Raw genomic sequence first — 18,283 nt, 5'->3', positions numbered from 1 at the left:
CTTATTGTGATTACATTTCATAGCTTATACCAGTCAGCTCGCTTGCGCTCGCTGCCGCTTTCCATGTCGGGAATTATCTTAGGTTCAGCTATTGCCTATGGGCAAGGAGCTTTTCGTTGGGATATCTTCCTTTTGGCTTTACTCACTACGGTTTTGTTTCAAGTCCTTTCGGACTATGCCAACGACTATGGAGATGCCCAAAAGGGCACCGACAATGAGCATAGGATAGGTCCCAAACGGGCTATACAATCAGGCGCTATGTCCCTTGAGGAAATGAAGCGAGTGGTAGTGGTCACAGCCCTACTTTCGGCTCTTTCAGCCTTATCCCTTATAATGCTTTCTTTTGGAGAGCATTGGGCTTTAGCACTTGTCTTTATGCTATTGGGAGCAGGAGCTATTTTTGCGGCTATTCGCTATACAGTAGGCCAATCGGCTTATGGGTATAAGGGCTTAGGAGATGTATTTGTATTCATCTTTTTCGGTTGGGTAAGTGTTATGGGGTCTTATATGCTTTATACACAACACTTTAGTTGGCTTGTATTACTGCCTGCTTCTGCTTGTGGGATGCTTAGTATGGGAGTTTTGAACCTCAACAACATGCGTGATATAGAGAATGACCAGCAGATGGGCAAGCATACCATTCCGGTAAAAATAGGACTGTCACTGGCCAAATATTATCATTATTTGCTCATTATCATAGCTATGTGCCTGATGATGTGCTATACCATACTCACCTTTGAGTTTCGCTACAAAGCTTTGTACATCATTGCTTTTGTACCATTGGTTTTTCATCTTTTCTATGTCAGAAGAGTGAAAGTACCTAAGGATTTTGATTCCCAACTGAAAGTAGTAGCGCTCTCTACTTTTCTGATGAGCATACTTTTTTTTGTAGGAAAACTCATATAATGAATGCTAACAATGCTCAATGATTAATTTATCCTTGATATTAGCCATTGACAATTAATAATTAACAAATAACAATTATTATAAGTGGATTTTTTTAGAAAACATTTTACGAACATTCTAATTGGAGGGCTTGTATTGGTAGCTTTGGCTATGATATTGCCCTATTTCTCTAAGCTAATAAATGGCTCAGATACAGAAGGTGCTTCAGTGCCACAAACTACCGTTTCAGATTCAGAGGCAATAAGTTCATGGGAACCTCCTTTTGAGCACGAGGGAAATCTGTCCTTTTATAAAAAGGATCGTGATAGCCTCCTTATCAAAACCTTTGAAATAGAGTTTGCCCGTACTGCTCAGGAAACAGAAGTGGGACTTATGTATCGAAAATCCATGAAGGAGAACCAAGGGATGCTCTTTGTCTTCCATGATGAGAGACCTCGTTCGTTTTGGATGAAAAATACCTATATTCCATTAGATATCATCTATTTAGATAAGGATAAGCGTATCGTAAGCATCGCTAAGAATGCCGAACCACTCTCTGAGACTTCACGTCCTTCGGAAGGAGAGGCAATGTATGTCTTGGAAATTAATGGAGGATTATCCGACAAAATAGGACTTTCCAAGGGAGATCGTATGACTTATGAATCTTTGATTGACTGATATTTATGGAAGAAAAAGTCATCTTAGTTAATGAAAAAGACGAGCCTATAGGGCTTATGGGAAAAATGGAAGCGCACGAGAAGGGACTCCTGCATCGGGCGTTTTCAGTTTTTATATTTAATTCCAAACAAGAAGTACTTTTGCAGCAGCGAGCCGCTTGTAAGTATCATTCCCCCAATCTTTGGACAAATACTTGTTGCAGTCATCCTCGGGAAGGGGAGACCAACCTGCAAGCAGGAGAACGACGCTTACAAGAAGAAATGGGGATGAGGGTACCTCTTAGGGAAGCCTTCTCTTTTATCTACAAAGCTCCCTTTGACAATGGCCTTACCGAACACGAATATGATCATGTTCTGGTAGGCTATAGCGATGTCCAGCCTCAGATAAATCAAGAAGAAGTAGCCTCTTGGAAATGGCTTTCCTTAGAGGCTATCAAAGAGGATATTTTGCAGGCACCAGAGCAATACACGGCTTGGTTTAAGATTATTTTTGAGAAGTTTTACCATCACCTTTTAAGCAAATAATGAGACTTCTCACCCCACGTATAGAAGATGCTATGCTGAAGCGAAAATTCCGCAGAAATCATTTTCAGCGAGCCTCATTCTCCACAGCAAATAGAAGAGAGTTCCTTGCGCCTACAATATTGGATTATAGGCACCGCTATTTTTACCTTACTCTTATCTGTAGTGCTTATCTTTGTTCGAATAAAAAACAGTAAAAAATAAGCTGATTACTTAAACAATTCTAAGTGTGCATCGGCAAGTCGCGGCATGGCACCATGTTGCTGGCATACATAAGCGGAGACCTCTACGGCCAACTGGTGAGAGGCAACTAAGCAGCGCCCATGTAGGTGAGAGGCGATAAAGGCAGCGGTAAAGGAATCACCTGCGCCTACCGTATCGGCAATGGTAATCTTTGGTGTTGGTAAGAAGGATTCTTCCTTGGGAGTCAAGACCCAACTGCCCTCCGTTCCTTTGGTAAGTATAAGTATATCAAGCTGGTACTTTTCCAGTAGTTGCTTACAAATTTCCTTTTCAGCGGCATTCCACCCAAAGAGTTGGGCTATTTTTACAACTTCTTCGTCATTAATCTTGAGAATATCTGCTTTTTCAAGTGAATTTTCAATAATTTCTTTCGTATAATAGTTCAGTCTTAGGTTAATGTCGAATATTTTAAGGCTGTCCTCGGGCATAGTATCCAAAAAGGCATGGATAGTAGCGCGAGATACCTCGTGGCGTTGTGCTAAAGATCCAAAACACACCACTTGGGTCTGCTTGGCAAGGTTCTCTATGGCAGGCGTAAATGGGATATTGTCCCAAGCAGCTCCTTCGCAAATCTCATACTGAGGTACTCCCCAGTTATCCAATTTTACTTTGACTTCTCCGGTAGGGAAATCAGTTTGTTCTATTAAGTAATTAAGTTGTTTCTTCTCTAAGCTGCCTAAGATTTCCTTACCTAAGAGATCTTTTCCTATAGCGCTTACGGCATGGCCTTGGAATCCAAATTGGGAGATATGATAGGCAAAATTGGCAGGAGCTCCTCCTAATACTTTCCTTTCGGGGAATACATCCCAAAGAATTTCTCCTAACCCAACGATAATATTTTTCATTATAGGGAATGTTTTAAGTGATTATCAGATAAAAAAGCAGGGAAAAAAGAGTCTTTCTTCCCTGCTTGAAGTGATTTAGTCATGTTTAACCTTGTAAAGGGTAATATTTTCTACGCTGATAGCTGTATTTCCTTTCAAATCAAATTTCAATTGATTATAAGGTTCGGTAGGGAAGACGATATTAGTCTGTACGACCTCTCCTCCGTTGACAAATACCTCGGTGGAGGCCTTATCTACCCATAGGTGTATGGTATAGCTATCTTTTTTGGTCAGCGGCGCCTTGATCAGCGGTTTGGCAAAGTTGCTGCTAAAGTCTGTAAGTCCACTTTGGCTTCTATCCACTATGAAAGTTTTCTGATCAGTATCGAAGGCATAGACAATCTTCTCTCCTTTGTTGTTTTGTAAAGCAAAGTCAAACTTAGAAAGACCGTTGGGCTTGATGGTAAAGCTCAATACATAGCCATTATTGTAATAGTCTGCTCCGATAGGGAAGCTCTCCTCAGCAAGTTGGTTCATGATGATAGGAGTACCCTCTTTCTCATCGCCTACTTCTCTGACCGGAAAGCTAGCCACGACCATATGTAGCCCATTGTGTGCCAAGCGAAGTTCTCTGGGAAGGGTCATAGCACTGCGGAAGTTTTGAGTAGGTACCACATTTCCATAATCCCAGTTGTTCATCCAGCCTAAGAAGAGCCTACGTCCGTCACTTTCGGGAATATTACTCCAGGTCACTCCGGCATAGTTGTCACGACCATAGTCTAACCAAAGTGGGTAGGGGAGCGGATCGGGGGTAAAGGTAGTACCATCGAAGTCTCCGATAAAGTATTGGGTAGCGTTTCCTCCATTAGGCCCTCCGGGGTTAATACTTACAAAGAGTACCCACTTGATTTTTCCCTCATAGATAAGGGGGAAGAGGTCAGGGCATTCCCATACCCCTGTGTGAGCGCCTATATTCTCTCCAAATTCACTAATTTTCTCCCATTGCTTGAGGTTTTTAGAGGCGTAAAAAGTAATTGTTTGAGAGGTAGCCAAGGACATAATCCATTTGTTTCCAGGGGCATACCAAAATACTTTAGGGTCACGGAAGTCCTCGATGCCAGGGTTGGCAATTACCGGGTTATGGGCATATTTGGTAAAAGTACGTCCGTTGTCCAAGCTATAAGCAATGGATTGGGCTTGTCTCTCTCCAGCAGAGGTATAGAAGGCCACGATAGCTCCTTCGCCAAAGCCTGCGGTATTGTACTTATCCACAACGGCACTACCGGAGAAGATAGCCCCTAATTCATCAGGAGCCAGCGCTATAGGAAGGTGTTTCCAGTGTATCATATCCTCACTTACCGCATGTCCCCAGTGCATATTTCCCCATCGTGCGCCATAAGGATTGTGTTGGTAGAAGAGGTGATATTCCCCATTGTGATATACCATGCCATTGGGGTCATTCATCCAGCCATAAGCAGGGGTAAAGTGGTAATTAGGGCGATAGGTCTCGTTGTAGGTGTAGTCAAAAGTATCAGAAGCCTTTATCTGGCTGATACCGATATCCTTTTTGGTAGCTTGTCCGAAAACAAGGTTGATCTTTTTACCCTTGTAAGCCTCTACGGACAGAGGCAACCAATATTGAACGTGAGTTCGAGCAAGGCGAATGTTTTGAGCTGCGCCTATTTCCTTTCCATCAACCAAGAGGTGTACCGCTATCTCAGGGGCACTGTCCTCAATAGGGAGTAGTAGATATTTCTTGGAAATATCATAGGTAAGAGTGTAGTTTTCCATTATATTACTTTTGTATTGGTTACTCTGTTCGATCGCATCTATAAGGATATGTCCCCAGCCACCACGCTGGTTATCCACGATACGTAGGGTAGCTTCTTGCCCTTTGTAGGCCTTTACATCCCAGCTCATCAGCTGTAGGGTCTCGCTCTCCACAGTACTATGAGTCTTGTGGACACTCTGCCCATTGACTATCAGCTCTATATAGGTATCCTGAGACATACCACCTCCTATAAGGAAGTTGATATAGTCCCGCTCTATACGGAAGGGCTTACTGGTGAGGGTACCACGAGAGTTATCCCCATTATGGAAGCTATTGGCTAAGAATTTTCCTTCGAAACCGACCACGGGTTGTTGTCCAGGAAGGGCTTCTCTTTCAGGAGCCTCTCCGAAAGCATCCCCCTCAATAGTCCAATTTTCGAAGGAGCCAGACTCGAAATTCTCTATAGTAAGGCTGTCCTTATTATCACAAGCCGTGAGTGCTAATAAGGAAAAAGAAGTGTATAAAAAAATCTTTCTCATAAGTAATTGTAATTAAAATAGATTTTGTATTTGTGATGCTATAAAATAGTAGCTTCGATAAAAGCTTTCTATTAGGTGGGATTTATTTTTTGTCAAAGGTAATTATTTTTTTTTAATAAACAAATTTTTTCTGTATTTTTTTATTTAAATAAAAGGAAATTTTGTAAATGATTGGAAACCAAACATGAATTTAAGTTTTTGGAAACGGCTCAAAACTAAAAACCAAAAACTAATAACTTTTTGATTTAAATTTTGTATCTTTGCAAATTGAAATAGATGAAAAATAACTCAACTTATGAACGAAGAAATAGACTTTATTTTGGAGAGTACTAAGGAAGCTATGCAAGGCTCAGTAGCACACTTAGAGAAATCATTGCTTAATATTCGTGCAGGGAAGGCCTCCCCTCAGATGCTTGGAAGTGTATTTGTGGATTATTATGGTTCACAGACTCCACTGGGGCAGGTGGCCAATGTAAATACGCCTGATTCTCGCACTATAAGTATCCAACCTTGGGAAAAAAATATGCTTTCGGTGATAGAAAAGGCTATTATGGTGGCTAATTTAGGCTTCAACCCTATGAATAATGGAGAAACAATCATCATCAGTGTGCCTCCTTTGACTGAGGAACGTCGTAAAGAGCTGGTAAAGCAGGCCAAAGGAGAGAGTGAAGAGGCTAAGATAGGAGTGCGCAATGCACGCCAAGAGGCTAATAAAGAGATTAAGAAGAGTGAATCCTCCGATGATGTTAAGAAAGATGCCGAGGAACGTGTACAGAAACTTACAGATAAGTATATCAAACAGATAGATGAGATTTTGGCTAAAAAAGAAGCCGAAATTCTCAAAGTCTGATTCTAAAGAAGACTTCATCAATTTGTGTACTTTTGATTTTGTTATAGAAAACTCATTTTTTATGGATACAACGACCTCTTTGTTACAAAGTATGCCCTTAGAAGAGCTTAGGCGCCAAGCCTTGGAGGACTACGCAATAGCTGTTCTCAGTCGAGAAACGAGCTTGGCCGGCCGCCGCGAAGTACTTACGGGAAAGGCTAAGTTTGGCATCTTCGGGGATGGAAAGGAACTCCCTCAGATTGCGATGGCTCGAGCCTTCCAAAAAGGGGACTTCCGTAGTGGTTATTACCGAGATCAGACTTTTATGATGGCTATAGGGCAATATACTCCTCAACAGTTCTTTGCTGGCATCTATGCGGATAATGACCTCTCACATGAACCCCATAGTGGAGGACGACAAATGGGCGGACACTTCTCCACCCACAGCCTTGATGCACAAGGAAACTGGAAAAGACTTGTAGACCAATACAATACAGCCAGTGATGTGTCCTGTACAGCGGGGCAGATTCCGCGCCTGGTAGGGCTGGCACAGGCCTCCAAGATATATCGTACCCTTTCCATCCCTGATAGTGAAGCCTTCTCTAACAATGGGAATGAGGTAGCTTGGGGAACCATCGGGAATGCCAGTACTAGCGAAGGACTTTTCTTCGAGGCCTTCAATGCTATAGGTGTACTGCAAGTACCTGTGGTGATGAGTGTATGGGATGACAACTATGGGATCTCCGTACCGGCCTCCTACCATACTGTAAAGGAAAGTATTTCCGAGGCTCTTAAGGGATTCCAACGCGATTTTAATCATAAAGGCTTTGAGATATATACCGTAAAGGGATGGGATTATCCTTCACTTTTGGAAACCTATGCCAAGGCAGGCCACTTGGCACGTGCCGAACATGTACCTTCATTGATTCATGTAACGGAACTCACTCAGCCACAGGGGCATTCTACCTCTGGCTCTCATGAGCGCTATAAGTCCCAAGAGCGCCTCGAATGGGAAAGAGAGTACGACTGTAATGTACAGTTCCGCAAGTGGCTACTTGAAAATAACATAGCTCAAGAAAGCGAACTCCAAGCCATAGAAGAAGAGGCAAAAAGAGAGGTGAAAGAAGCCAGAGATATAGCCTGGAATAACTATCAAAATCCTATAAAAGCAACTAAGCAAGCACTTCTTGAGCTGCTCCATGAGATGGAAATGCAGTGCCTCAATAGCTTGGAAATATCTCACCTGAAGGAAGCTCTTGCTGCTATAGAGGTACCTCTGTACCGTGATATAATCAGCACTGCTCGTCGTGTATTGCGCTATGCGGCTGGAGAGGAGAACCCAGCTACCGAAAATCTAAAAAAATGGCTTAATGAAACGCTCGAACAATTGCAAGAGCGCTACAGCTCTCATCTGTATAGTGAGGATGATAAAAATCCTATTTTAGTTCCCCAAGTAGCCCCTACCTATGCTCCTGATGCCCCTGAAGTAGATGGACGTATTATATTGAGAGACAATTTCGATGTGCTTTTTGCAAAATATCCTAATTTGCTTACTTTCGGGGAAGATACCGGTAAGATAGGCGACGTAAATCAGGGCTTGGAAGGCTTACAAGAGAAATATGGTGCTACCCGTATCGATGATACCAGTATCCGAGAATCCTCCATCATAGGACAAGGTGTGGGTATGGCCATGCGTGGGCTGAGACCTATTGCTGAAATCCAATATTTGGATTATACCCCTTATGCCTTGCAGACCCTTACGGATGATTTGGCTACCCTAAGCTATCGTACATGTGGCCGCCAGAAGGCTCCCCTTATCGTACGTACAAGAGGCCATCGCTTGGAGGGGATTTGGCATTCTGGTTCGCCTATGGCAGGACTGCTCAATTTCCTTCGTGGGGTGTACTTCTTGGTACCTCGTAATATGACCAAAGCTGCTGGGTTCTACAATACCTTGCTACAAGGAAACCAAGCGGCCTTCGTGGTGGAATGCCTCAATGGATATCGAGCCAAAGAGCTTATGCCGAGCAACTTAGGATCGTTCACTACCCCTATAGGAGTGGTGGAAAAAATACGTGAAGGCCGTGATATAACAATCGTCTCCTATGGCTCCACCCTACGTATTGTGGAACAAGCTGCCAAGGAACTGGACAAGGTGGATATCAGTGTGGAGATCATAGATGCTCAATCCCTTATCCCCTTCGATATCAATCACGATACGGTGAAGAGTATTCAGAAAACCAATAACTTACTCATCGTGGATGAAGATGTAGAGGGAGGGGCTTCCGCTTATTTGCTACAAGAGATCTTGGAAAAGCAAGATGCTTATCGCTATTTGGATAGCAAGCCACAGACTCTTACGGCTAAGAATCACCGACCCGCTTATGCTTCTGATGGAGATTATTTTTCCAAACCCAATATGGAAGATATCTTCGAGAAGGTATATACCATCATGAACGAGATAAAACCTATCAAATACCCCAAATTCAGATAAGATTACTTAGCTGAACCACTGGGTAAGGGTGATAAAATCACTTACAGAGAGCATTTCAGGACGCTTGTCGAACAAGGACTCCGTCTTGAGATGCTCTTTTCCTATAAGGAAAGACTTAAGGCTATTGCGCAGTGTCTTACGGCGTTGGCCAAAGGCTGTCTTTACTACAGTGAAAAAGGTTTTCTCATCACAAGGGAGTGTATAGTCCTGCTTACGCCTTAGGCGAATAACGCCACTTTTTACCTTTGGAGGCGGATTGAATACATGTTCGGGTACAGTAAAGAGGTATTCTGCCTCGTAAAAGGCTTGGGTGAGTACCGAGAGGATCCCATAGGACTTGCTTCCTGGGCGCTCACAGATACGTTCGGCTACTTCTTTTTGGAACATACCGGCAAACTCCGGAACGAATGCCCGGATCTCAAGGAGCTTAAAGACTATTTGGGAGGAGATATTATAGGGGAAGTTTCCTATGATCGCAAAAGGTTCTTTGGCAAAGTAACTAACCAGGTCGAACGCAAGAAAATCCTCGGATAGGATGTGGTCTTTGAGTTTTGTAAAGTGCGCTTGTAGGTATGCTACAGATTCTTTATCTATCTCAATAACAAAGGTTTCTATATCTTTCTCTAAGAGGAATTGGGTAAGTACTCCCATACCGGGGCCTATCTCCAGTATATGCTTATACCCGCTTAGGGAGAGGGTTTGGGCGATTTGCTGGGCAATATTTAGGTCTTTGAGGAAGTGTTGTCCTAAGTGTTTTTTGGGCTGTACAGCTGTTTTTATAGGCATATATTATTGGTCATTATTCTTTAGTCGATGTATATCTTCTATAAGCATAGCGATACCTTCGGGGGTCATACCATCATAGAAGAAAATAGGCTTGCTATTTTCTTTTCGGCAGACAATATTCCCTTGAGCATCTACTAAGACAAAGCGGCCGGAGTGTTCGAAATTCTCAGGGGTATCTCCTGCTTTGGCATAGCTATTGAAACCTTTGTTGGCTATGTCATAGATTTGGTCTTCTGCTCCGGTGAGTAAGTGCCAGTGGGGGGAGCGAACGCCTTTTTTCTGAGCATAGGCCTGTAATACTTCAGGGGTGTCAGTCTCTGGGTCTATTGAAAAGGAGGCGATACCAATGGAGTTGTCAGCGAAGGCATCTTGTACTGCGACCATGTTGGCTGTCATTACTGGACAGATGGTAGGGCAGGAGGTAAAGAAAAAATCGACCACCCATATTTTTCCCTTAAAATCAGTATTACAAAAGGGCTGGTTGTGCTGGTCGGTCAGGCAAAAAGCGGGTGCTTTCCCTACAATAAAGAGGCCGTGAGATTTTCCTTTTCTTAGCGTATGTACCCCCCAAGCACTTCCTAAGAGGAGGGCTAAGGCAAGAGCGCTATATAGGAAGGAGTGTAATTTTTTTTTCATAGCTAAAAAATCAAAAGCGAATAGGGAGCAGTAGGGATTACGCTCTCTATTCACTTTTTGACAAATAATTATTACTTAGTTCAGTTTGAATACAATAGGGTAGGAGAAAATTACGGCTACCGGCCTGTCACGCTGTTTGCCAGGGATCAGCTTAGGGAGCTTTTCGATCACGCGGCGCGCTTCTTTTTCAAGGATTTTATCCTTACCTTGGGTATTGATTACCTCTACATTTCCATCTTTTTTGATGCGGAACTGTACCACCACACGTCCTTGAGAGCCCATTTGCATAGCCGCTTCAGGATAGACAAGGGTTTTGCTTACGAAGGCATCCAAGGCTTTTTTGAAGCATTTTTCTTGCTCTTCCTTAGGTACATTTTTACACTGCTCGAACATAGGTTTTTGCTCAATAGCGAAGAATTGTACATCATCCGCAATATCTTCGTCTCCAGTACCGGTACCTCCTGGCACTCCTGTGTTACTAATCTTAGGGGCAGGTACATTGGAGGCATCATCCTTGCTGGTGTCATTGGACTTGAAGTCTGTATCTACCTTTTGCTCGTCATCTACCTGAGTGAGAACTTCAGGCTGGATTTCTACCTTTTCAGGTTCAGTAGGAGCAGGGGGAGGGGTATTCTCTTCCATGACTACTTCTTGTACATCCTCAGTGGTATCAATCAGCTTGTCAAATTCTATTTTTTTCTTACCTTCCTCTACTGATCTGTAGTTGATCGCATAAAGGCTAGCAAAGGTAGCAATGGCAAGACCTATAGAAAAAAAGAGTCCTGTGCGTTTTTTCAGGTCAACATTGGGGTTTTTTTTGGGTTTCATAGACGTTTTTTTAGGAGTTTTCGTATGTTATTATAGTAATCAATAACCGTGCCAATTTTCTCTCTTTAGCAAAAATTATTTATATTGGTGATATAGTTCGCTTACTTTATCCCAATTAATTACTTTGAAGAAAGCCTCGATATAGTCGGCTCGGCGATTTTGATAGTTAAGGTAATAGGCATGTTCCCATACATCCAATCCTAAGATAGGGGTGCCGCACTTGATGTGAGACATCAGTGGGTTGTCCTGATTAGCAGTGGCACATACCGCTACTTTCCCTCCTTTTTCTACCGCTAGCCACGCCCATCCGGAGCCGAATTGGGTTGCGGCAGCCTTAGAAAAAGCCTCTTTGAAGGCCTCAAAGGAGCCAAAAGCAGCTTCTATAGCCTTAGAAAGTTCCTCAGAAGGCTTAGAAGGAGTAGGGGAGAGGATTTCCCAGAACAGATTGTGGTTGTAGTAACCACCCCCATTGTTGCGAACGGCCTTGTTCTCAGGGTCTAAGTTTTGTAGGATTTCCTCAATTGTTTTTCCTTCAAGGGGCGTCCCCTTGATTGCATTATTTAGATTATCAGTATAGGCTTTGTGGTGTTTGGTGTAGTGAATTTCCATAGTACGCGCATCGATATGAGGCTCCAAGGCATCATAGGCGTAAGGAAGTTGGGGTAAGTTAAATGACATAAAAAATTATTTTTTAGTAATAAGCTACAAAAGTATAAAAAAAATCAATACAAACTCATTATTTCAAAAGTTTGTATTGTTATTTTTTTCTTAACAAAATAAGGTTGTCATTTGACAACCTTATCTTATACTTTGTGTAAGCTAAAAGATTATTTTCGTATTTCTTTGATACGAGCTTTCTTACCACGTAGTTCACGGTAGTAGTAGATACGTGCACGACGCACTTTACCACGTTTGTTTACTTCGATTTTTTGGATAGCAGGCATGTTGATAGGGAAGATACGCTCTACACCTACCTCACCGGACATTTTACGAATGGTAAAAGTCTCAGTGGCACCTGTACCACGGCGCTGGATCACAACCCCTCTGAAGAACTGAACACGGGATTTTTCTCCTTCCTTGATTTCGTAATACACTGTAATAGTGTCCCCTGTGGAGAACTCGGGGAAATCTTTCTTAGCAATGAAAGTGTCTTGTACGTACTTTAATAAAGACTCCATAAAAGTATAAAAAATTTTAGGTAAACCCTAAGCAACATACACGTCCCTCGCCAGAGGTTACTTAGCGGGCGCAAAAATACTATATTATTTTGTATTAGGCAAGTCTTTTTCGTGAAATTTTTTATAGTCTTTTTCGGTAGCGGCTATCCACTTATCTCATAAGAAATAGAAGGGGAGCTGTAATGATAATAGATTTTAGCCGTTTTAAAAAAGTTTTCCTTGCTTTGGGGAGGGGATATGAGCTTTGTACTTGAGTATTTTGTAGCTATCCTTGGTAAGGAGGTGTGTTTCGAGTTCAGGGTCATAGAAACTGGTCACTTCCAAATCAACAAGCATATAATCACCTTTGGAGAATTTTTCTCCGTTGTCTATAATCTTGATAATCTCCTCGTCTTCCATTTTAGCAGCTATTTTCTGTCCTTGAAATACAAAGTCCCACTTGAGGTCTTTGGTGAAGCTAGCACGAATGATAAGTATCTTTTTGTCGGTCAAGACTTCTCTTATTGGTTCTTTTGATACTTCATCTAAACCGTCTAATTTGTTGGCAATCAGAGGGAAATCATCATATGGAACATAAGTGCTTTCTGTGTTAGAGTTAAAACTGAAGCCAGATATATCCGTACTTTTACTCAGTACAGCGAACTGTTTGGCGATATTGTCCCTAACTGTTTTATTTTCATTGAAGATATTATATACATTTGTTTGGACGAGTGTAATATCCCCATTGATATTGGTTATTTCTATATAATCTCCTTTTGAGGTCGTTTTTTGAGGTTTTTTTCCTTTTAGAAATTGAGCAAAGGCATATAAGCCTCCTACAATGGCTACAATAGAAGCTCCATAATTAACACTTTCGGAGGAGAAAAGAGATTCTATGAGTTTTTCTATTAGTTCAACATGTATCTCAAAACTTCCTTTCTCAAGAGCTTTAATTTTTACTTCTATCTTTTTTTCAGTTTGCAGACTTCTATTCACCTCTTGAATAATATTAGAGGTGTGCATAAGACAGCCTATAAGTGTCTCTACATCAACTTCATGTTTGTTACTGTCAAATACAATTTTGAAATCATTTTCTTTCATAAGAAATATAATCTTATTTCTGTGCAAAGTTAAGAGATAATTTTTAGCAAACAAAGGAAATTAACCTTTAATCTCGTTCTTAAAAATTGGATATGATGCGATATTCTTTTTGGTTATGAGCATTCTTTATAAAAGCCTGCATTTGGTCAGTTAGTGGGAGTTGATTTTGTTTTTCCCAAAAATCCTTGTTGTAGGGAATATTTAGTTTGAATAGTTCAGCTTTGGCATTGACATTGGGCTTAAAGGTGCTTATAAGAGAAAAAGGACGGGTTATGACAAGTTGGTATTCTATGTCATAGAGATTTTTTTGAGCCTTGTTATATACCTCCACTTGCTGAGCTAGGCAGGCAGAGGCAATAAAGTATTTTCCATTGCTACTGCTTTCACATATTTCTTTTAGGGAATAATAGGAAGTCCTGAACTTAACCCATAATTTTTTGTTCCATGGAATCTTATCTATCGTAGTGTCATTTATCTTGTCAGAACGTTCAACAATACTATAATCCTTTGTATTGATGACAAGATGTCCCACTCCATCATAGAAATTGTTATTCTTAGGGAAATGATTGATCTTCTTATGGGTGTCATCAACTATGGTAGGAGCTGAGAAGTTAAATCTTTGGTAATCAAGGAAAAGCAAAGAACTATACCAAAGAAAAACATCTCTTAGGGAAAGTAATGCAAGGTCTTCGCTATACTTATCTTTGTTTTCTATTCCGAATTTTCTCATGTTAAGTAATTGGAAATCAAATTTTATATCCTTACTTAATCCCAATAATTTGTTACGCTTTACACGTCCTGCGATGTCTTCTATTTTTAGGAAATCTCCATTTAGCTTGAGGACACAGCGCAAAAAGAAATCTTCTACAAAAGGTTCGTTCGGGTAATTATCAAGGGCTTTTCTATAGACCTGTGATAGTATTTCAGGATTGCTTCCCACTACAACCTCACTGAGTTCTATCGGTTTAGGGTCAAGGAAAAGGGTATCTTTTTCTCTGTTGAGTTGCTCTGGAGTGATTTTAAGTGTCTTATATCCTAATAGCTTGATAGTGATAGTATCACCAGAGGCGTGAAAAAAGAAATAACCGTCCTCATTGGTGAGGGTATAGTTGTGGATATCATGTATAATCACAGAGGACAAAGGCTGCTTTGTCTGCCCATCAACTATATATTTCTTAGTAAGCTGTTGAGCATACAGAAGCGGAGTGAGTAGAAATAAGACGAATGTTTTCATATTTTCATGGTTATAGGAACAAAGTTAATAAAAAATAATTTAGAAAATAAAACATTTGTAAAATAAACATTTATTTAACTTTTATAGAATGCAACTGCTTATTTTTTGTGATTTTATGTCTTTTGTATTATAAATATAAATGTTAAATAAATTAAGAGAAGATGCTTCTATGTCATATATAAGCATTAAAGGGAAAGGATATGAAAAAACTGTATATTTTCTCAACTATTTATTTCTTTGATTGAAAAAAAATAAGTATTTTTGTCGTTCAAAATCAATTGTTGAAAATGAAATACAAAATACTCTTTGTCTCCCTTTTGTCCGTACCTATGTGGGGACAACAAAAGATATGGTCTTTGGCAGACTGTATCCGCTATGCTGTTGATAACAATATAACCGTTAAGAAAACCCAATTAGGGCAACAAACAGCAGCGATTAACTTAGATCAGGCCAAGAACAACCGGTTGCCTTCGGTCAGTGCAAATATTTCGGCTAATGCCAATCATGGTTCGGTAATCAATCAAATTACTAACAATAGGGTCAATCAGACAACTATCACCAATAGTATGGGCGTCAATGCCTCTATGCCTCTGTATGAGGGGAACAAACTCAATCTGCAAATAGAGCGTGCTACCCTTGCCCTTGAACAGAACGACCTCTATGTAAAAGAGGCTCAGAACAATATTACCCTGAGTGTATTGGAGGCTTACCTGCAAGTACTCTACCAATATGAGAATATTGCGGTGGCTAAAAATACCGTGCTCTCCTCTGAAGAGCAGCTCACTCAAGCACAACAAAAGTATGAGAATGGTGCTATAGCCAAGATAGACCTTATAGAGATAGAGACCCAGCATGCCAATAATCAGTATAATGTAGTCTTGGCTAAAAACCAATATGAAACCCAGTTGCTTACGCTCAAACAACTTTTGGAACTCCCCCCTGGTACGGAGTTTGGGGTCGAAATTATCCGTAAGGAAGAGGTTAGCGCTCCTATAGCCAATAAAGAAGAGGTATACAGACAAGCATTGGAGCAGCTACCGACTACTAAGATATATGATAAGCAAAAGGAGCTAGCGCAAAAGGATATCCAAATCGCCAAGGCGGGCTATCTCCCTTCGCTTTCCTTAAGTGGAGGCGTCAATACCGGTTACTCGGACAGAGATATTGAGAAATATGCAGCCCAACTCAAGAATAACTTTGGGCAGACGATTGGGCTTTCCCTAAATATCCCTATTTTTACTCGCTTCCAAAACAAAAATAATGTAGCCTTGGCGCAGCTTTCCGTCTCTCAAGCCGAGCTGGATCGCAAGCAGGCCGAAAAAGAACTTTATACCAAGATAGAAACTGCCTGGCACAACGCTACCACTCGTCAGGCTCAGGAGGAAGCCTCCAAAAAGGCACGTGACAATGCTAAATTGGCTTATGAGTTGGCTCAGAAAAAACATCAGTTTGGCAACCTAACCAATACCGAACTGTTAGTGAGTATGAATACTTATCTCAATGCCGAACAGACTTACCTACAGAATAAATATATGGTATTACTCTACCAACAATTGCTGAATTTCTATCAAGGCAAAGAGATAACCATTAGTGAATAACGAATAGTAATTTGTAGGGGCGAATGGCAATTCGCCTCCGTGATAAGATTCTTTTGGAAACAAATCACCTAATTCACATATAAGTAGGTGTAGCGACTTTAGCATGTGCCTATTATAAAAAATATTAAGATTCACCAATAATAAAAAGAATGAAAAAGATAGTAAGAACAACTATATTTGCCCTATTACTTGTGGGAGTAGGGTATGGGGCGTATCGGTTTTTCTTTAGCGAAAAGCCCTCCATCATTGTCTTGCAAAAAGAAAAAGTAGAGAAAGGGGATGTCACTACCGAGGTGACCGCCACTGGAAGTGTACAACCGGTAGATGAGGTCGAGGTAGGTACCCAAGTATCAGGCTTAGTGAGCAAAATATATGTAGATTACAACTCTCAGGTAAAAAAGGGAGAGCTCATAGCCGAGCTAGATAAAACCAATCTGCAGGAGAATGTGATCAATGCGCAAGCCAACTATAATGCAGCGCTCAATGAGGTGTCCTATTACCAACAAAACTATGATAGGAAAAAGAAAATGTATGATAGCCAAATCATTAGTAAGGCCGATTATGAGCAAGCTTATTACCAACTTCATAACGCCAAGGCTGCCGTGACCCAACGCCTTACGATGCTCAATCAGGCAAAAACCAACTTGGGCTATGCCAATATCTATGCTCCTATCGATGGGGTGATCCTCAGCAAAGAAGTAGAGGTAGGACAAACGGTGGCTGCTTCTATCAGTGCGCCAACCCTCTTTAAGATAGCCAAAGATATTAAAAAAATGCAAGTGGAGGCCAATGTGGATGAGGCCGATATAGGACAGGTGAAAGTAGGACAGCGGGTAACCTTCACCGTGGATGCCTATCCCTTGGAGGAATTTCAAGGGATAGTATCTCAAGTGCGGCTTTCCCCTACCACAACTTCCAATGTGGTGACCTATACGGTTATTGTAGATGCCGAAAATCCGGAAGAGAAGCTCAAGCCTGGCCTTACCGCGACTATTGTCATCTATACCAATGAGCTTAAAGATGTGGTAGTTCTTAACAACAAAGCCATTAACTTCTCTCCAGACCTTGCTCTTTTAGCCGAATATTATGTGCAGAAAGGGATCAAGACTCCTATGCCAGAGGTGAAGCGTAGCAAGGGAAAGAACAAACAAGTATGGGTAGAGAACACAGATGGAAGTCTTGCTCAAAAAGCAATTGTGATAGGAAGTAATGATGGCATCCATGTAGAGGTAGTCAGTGGGCTCTCTCAGGGAGAAGAGGTAGTTACCGCACTCAATAGCTTCAATCCTTCGGCTAAGGCAGAAGGCAATCAGCAGGATGGTAGTAGCCCCTTCATGCCGAAACCACCTCACAGACGACAGAATTCTAAAGCAAAATAAGAACCCTAAGGCTATGAGTAAGACAATTATTGAGATAAAAAACCTAAAAAGGGAGTTCAAAATGGGTGGAGAGACCCTGCAAGTGCTCAAGGGAATCCACTTGAATATCTATGAAGGGGAGTTTGTTACCATCATGGGGCCGAGTGGTTCGGGCAAATCGACCTTGCTCAACATCTTAGGCTGCTTGGACAGACCCACTTCAGGAGATTATATATTGGATGGTATATCCGTTAGGAATATGTCCAAGAACGAATTGGCTCAGGTTCGCAATACCAAGATAGGCTTTATCTTTCAGGCCTATAACCTTCTGGCACGGACTTCAGCTATAGAGAATGTAGAGCTACCCCTGATGTACAATCCTAAGATCTCCGCCAAGGAACGCCGTGAACGCGCCATAGAAGCCCTCAAGAAGGTAGGTTTGGAATCGCGCCTACACCATATGCCCAGTGAGCTCTCTGGAGGGCAGCAACAGCGTGTGGCTATAGCACGCTCCTTAGTCAATGATCCGGTGATTCTTTTGGCTGATGAGGCTACTGGGAACCTTGATACCCGCACCTCCTACGAGGTTATGGAGCTCTTCCAAGAGCTTAATGATAAGGGTAGCACCATAGGCTTTGTAACCCATGAGGATGACATTGCCCAATTTAGCAAGCGTACCGTGGTACTTAAGGACGGTAATATCATTAAGGATAATCTTATAGAAAATAGGTTTGATGCCAAAGAAGAGTTGAGAAAAATAAAGAAAGAACAATAAAAAGAGAAGAGCGGAAGACTAATTTT

General features: G+C 41.5%; 17 protein-coding genes. 8 read left to right on the top strand and 9 right to left on the bottom strand.

Annotation, left to right across the window (positions count from 1 at the left end; translation table 11 throughout):
- The first annotated feature begins 6 nt into the window (after window positions 1-6).
- The 3 genes from menA to idi all read left to right on the top strand — a co-directional run bounded on the left by menA (window position 7) and on the right by idi (window position 2,087).
- Complete coding sequence (gene menA / locus HMPREF1551_RS09250; RefSeq protein WP_034544600.1) at window positions 7-906, top strand: 1,4-dihydroxy-2-naphthoate octaprenyltransferase; 900 nt, start codon at window positions 7-9, stop codon at window positions 904-906.
- An 84-nt stretch (window positions 907-990) separates the two neighbouring features.
- Window positions 991-1,563: a DUF192 domain-containing protein gene (locus tag HMPREF1551_RS09245; protein ID WP_021628857.1), complete on the top strand. Its 573-nt coding sequence runs from the start codon at window positions 991-993 to the stop codon at window positions 1,561-1,563.
- Between the two features lie 5 nt (window positions 1,564-1,568).
- Entirely contained in the window at window positions 1,569-2,087 is a 519-nt protein-coding gene (gene idi, locus HMPREF1551_RS09240; protein WP_021628856.1) for an isopentenyl-diphosphate Delta-isomerase, read from the top strand.
- Window positions 2,088-2,293: 206 nt separating this feature from the next.
- Here the strand turns inward: idi and HMPREF1551_RS09235 are convergent, their stop codons facing one another.
- Window positions 2,294-3,172, bottom strand: coding sequence for a carbohydrate kinase family protein (locus tag HMPREF1551_RS09235; RefSeq protein WP_021628854.1), 879 nt, complete (start codon window positions 3,170-3,172; stop codon window positions 2,294-2,296).
- Window positions 3,173-3,247: 75 nt separating this feature from the next.
- A complete protein-coding gene (locus HMPREF1551_RS09230; RefSeq protein WP_021628853.1) occupies window positions 3,248-5,461 on the bottom strand; it encodes a GH32 C-terminal domain-containing protein in 2,214 nt (737 codons plus the stop codon).
- Window positions 5,462-5,756: 295 nt separating this feature from the next.
- On the opposite strand from HMPREF1551_RS09230, the gene frr reads away from it, so the two are divergent.
- The gene (frr, locus tag HMPREF1551_RS09225; RefSeq protein WP_021628852.1) at window positions 5,757-6,311 is read left to right on the top strand and encodes a ribosome recycling factor; all 555 of its coding nucleotides are present in this window, start codon (window positions 5,757-5,759) and stop codon (window positions 6,309-6,311) included.
- A 61-nt stretch (window positions 6,312-6,372) separates the two neighbouring features.
- Window positions 6,373-8,784, top strand: coding sequence for a thiamine pyrophosphate-dependent enzyme (locus HMPREF1551_RS09220; protein ID WP_034544588.1), 2,412 nt, complete (start codon window positions 6,373-6,375; stop codon window positions 8,782-8,784).
- 6 nt (window positions 8,785-8,790) lie between these two features.
- On the opposite strand, the gene rsmA is transcribed toward HMPREF1551_RS09220, so the two are convergent.
- The 7 genes from rsmA to HMPREF1551_RS09185 form a co-directional block, all read right to left on the bottom strand.
- Window positions 8,791-9,570, bottom strand: coding sequence for a 16S rRNA (adenine(1518)-N(6)/adenine(1519)-N(6))-dimethyltransferase RsmA (gene rsmA, locus HMPREF1551_RS09215; RefSeq protein WP_021628850.1), 780 nt, complete (start codon window positions 9,568-9,570; stop codon window positions 8,791-8,793).
- A 3-nt stretch (window positions 9,571-9,573) separates the two neighbouring features.
- Complete coding sequence (locus tag HMPREF1551_RS09210; protein WP_021628849.1) at window positions 9,574-10,206, bottom strand: SCO family protein; 633 nt, start codon at window positions 10,204-10,206, stop codon at window positions 9,574-9,576.
- Window positions 10,207-10,281: 75 nt separating this feature from the next.
- Window positions 10,282-11,034 carry an energy transducer TonB gene (locus HMPREF1551_RS09205; RefSeq protein WP_021628848.1) on the bottom strand — a complete coding sequence of 251 codons (753 nt, stop codon included), beginning with the start codon at window positions 11,032-11,034 and terminating at the stop codon, window positions 10,282-10,284.
- Window positions 11,035-11,109: 75 nt separating this feature from the next.
- Window positions 11,110-11,712, bottom strand: a complete 603-nt coding sequence (locus HMPREF1551_RS09200) for a superoxide dismutase (RefSeq protein ID WP_021628847.1) — start codon at window positions 11,710-11,712, stop codon at window positions 11,110-11,112.
- Between the two features lie 149 nt (window positions 11,713-11,861).
- Entirely contained in the window at window positions 11,862-12,212 is a 351-nt protein-coding gene (rplS, locus tag HMPREF1551_RS09195) for a 50S ribosomal protein L19 (protein ID WP_021628846.1), read from the bottom strand.
- Window positions 12,213-12,416: 204 nt separating this feature from the next.
- The gene (locus HMPREF1551_RS09190) at window positions 12,417-13,292 is read right to left on the bottom strand and encodes a hypothetical protein (protein WP_021628845.1); all 876 of its coding nucleotides are present in this window, start codon (window positions 13,290-13,292) and stop codon (window positions 12,417-12,419) included.
- 79 nt (window positions 13,293-13,371) lie between these two features.
- Window positions 13,372-14,526 carry a carboxypeptidase-like regulatory domain-containing protein gene (locus tag HMPREF1551_RS09185; RefSeq protein WP_021628844.1) on the bottom strand — a complete coding sequence of 385 codons (1,155 nt, stop codon included), beginning with the start codon at window positions 14,524-14,526 and terminating at the stop codon, window positions 13,372-13,374.
- A 287-nt stretch (window positions 14,527-14,813) separates the two neighbouring features.
- Here HMPREF1551_RS09185 and HMPREF1551_RS09180 point away from each other — a divergent pair, with 287 nt between their 5' ends.
- The 3 genes from HMPREF1551_RS09180 (at window position 14,814) to HMPREF1551_RS09170 (ending at window position 18,257) form a co-directional block, all read left to right on the top strand.
- Complete coding sequence (locus HMPREF1551_RS09180) at window positions 14,814-16,124, top strand: TolC family protein (protein ID WP_021628842.1); 1,311 nt, start codon at window positions 14,814-14,816, stop codon at window positions 16,122-16,124.
- A gap of 149 nt (window positions 16,125-16,273) precedes the next feature.
- Window positions 16,274-17,503, top strand: a complete 1,230-nt coding sequence (locus tag HMPREF1551_RS09175; protein WP_021628841.1) for an efflux RND transporter periplasmic adaptor subunit — start codon at window positions 16,274-16,276, stop codon at window positions 17,501-17,503.
- Between the two features lie 13 nt (window positions 17,504-17,516).
- Complete coding sequence (locus tag HMPREF1551_RS09170) at window positions 17,517-18,257, top strand: ABC transporter ATP-binding protein (protein ID WP_021628840.1); 741 nt, start codon at window positions 17,517-17,519, stop codon at window positions 18,255-18,257.
- Window positions 18,258-18,283: the final 26 nt, after the last annotated feature.

This window comes from Capnocytophaga sp. oral taxon 863 str. F0517 (assembly GCF_000466425.1).
Taxonomy (GTDB): Bacteria; Bacteroidota; Bacteroidia; order Flavobacteriales; family Flavobacteriaceae; genus Capnocytophaga.
This window is presented reverse-complemented; position numbering and strand designations above follow the sequence as displayed.

Excerpts from the sequence above, each read along its gene's own strand:
- frr (WP_021628852.1), top strand. The coding sequence starts at position 5,757 with ATGAACGAAGAAATAGACTTTATTTTGGAGAGTACTAAGGAAGCTATG.
- HMPREF1551_RS09220 (WP_034544588.1), top strand. The coding sequence starts at position 6,373 with ATGGATACAACGACCTCTTTGTTACAAAGTATGCCCTTAGAAGAGCTT.
- HMPREF1551_RS09185 (WP_021628844.1), bottom strand. The coding sequence starts at position 14,526 with ATGAAAACATTCGTCTTATTTCTACTCACTCCGCTTCTGTATGCTCAA.
- HMPREF1551_RS09205 (WP_021628848.1), bottom strand. The coding sequence starts at position 11,034 with ATGAAACCCAAAAAAAACCCCAATGTTGACCTGAAAAAACGCACAGGA.
- HMPREF1551_RS09235 (WP_021628854.1), bottom strand. The coding sequence starts at position 3,172 with ATGAAAAATATTATCGTTGGGTTAGGAGAAATTCTTTGGGATGTATTC.
- HMPREF1551_RS09180 (WP_021628842.1), top strand. The coding sequence starts at position 14,814 with ATGAAATACAAAATACTCTTTGTCTCCCTTTTGTCCGTACCTATGTGG.
- idi (WP_021628856.1), top strand. The coding sequence starts at position 1,569 with ATGGAAGAAAAAGTCATCTTAGTTAATGAAAAAGACGAGCCTATAGGG.
- HMPREF1551_RS09190 (WP_021628845.1), bottom strand. The coding sequence starts at position 13,292 with ATGAAAGAAAATGATTTCAAAATTGTATTTGACAGTAACAAACATGAA.
- rsmA (WP_021628850.1), bottom strand. The coding sequence starts at position 9,570 with ATGCCTATAAAAACAGCTGTACAGCCCAAAAAACACTTAGGACAACAC.
- rplS (WP_021628846.1), bottom strand. The coding sequence starts at position 12,212 with ATGGAGTCTTTATTAAAGTACGTACAAGACACTTTCATTGCTAAGAAA.
- HMPREF1551_RS09170 (WP_021628840.1), top strand. The coding sequence starts at position 17,517 with ATGAGTAAGACAATTATTGAGATAAAAAACCTAAAAAGGGAGTTCAAA.
- HMPREF1551_RS09200 (WP_021628847.1), bottom strand. The coding sequence starts at position 11,712 with ATGTCATTTAACTTACCCCAACTTCCTTACGCCTATGATGCCTTGGAG.
- HMPREF1551_RS09230 (WP_021628853.1), bottom strand. The coding sequence starts at position 5,461 with ATGAGAAAGATTTTTTTATACACTTCTTTTTCCTTATTAGCACTCACG.
- HMPREF1551_RS09175 (WP_021628841.1), top strand. The coding sequence starts at position 16,274 with ATGAAAAAGATAGTAAGAACAACTATATTTGCCCTATTACTTGTGGGA.
- HMPREF1551_RS09210 (WP_021628849.1), bottom strand. The coding sequence starts at position 10,206 with ATGAAAAAAAAATTACACTCCTTCCTATATAGCGCTCTTGCCTTAGCC.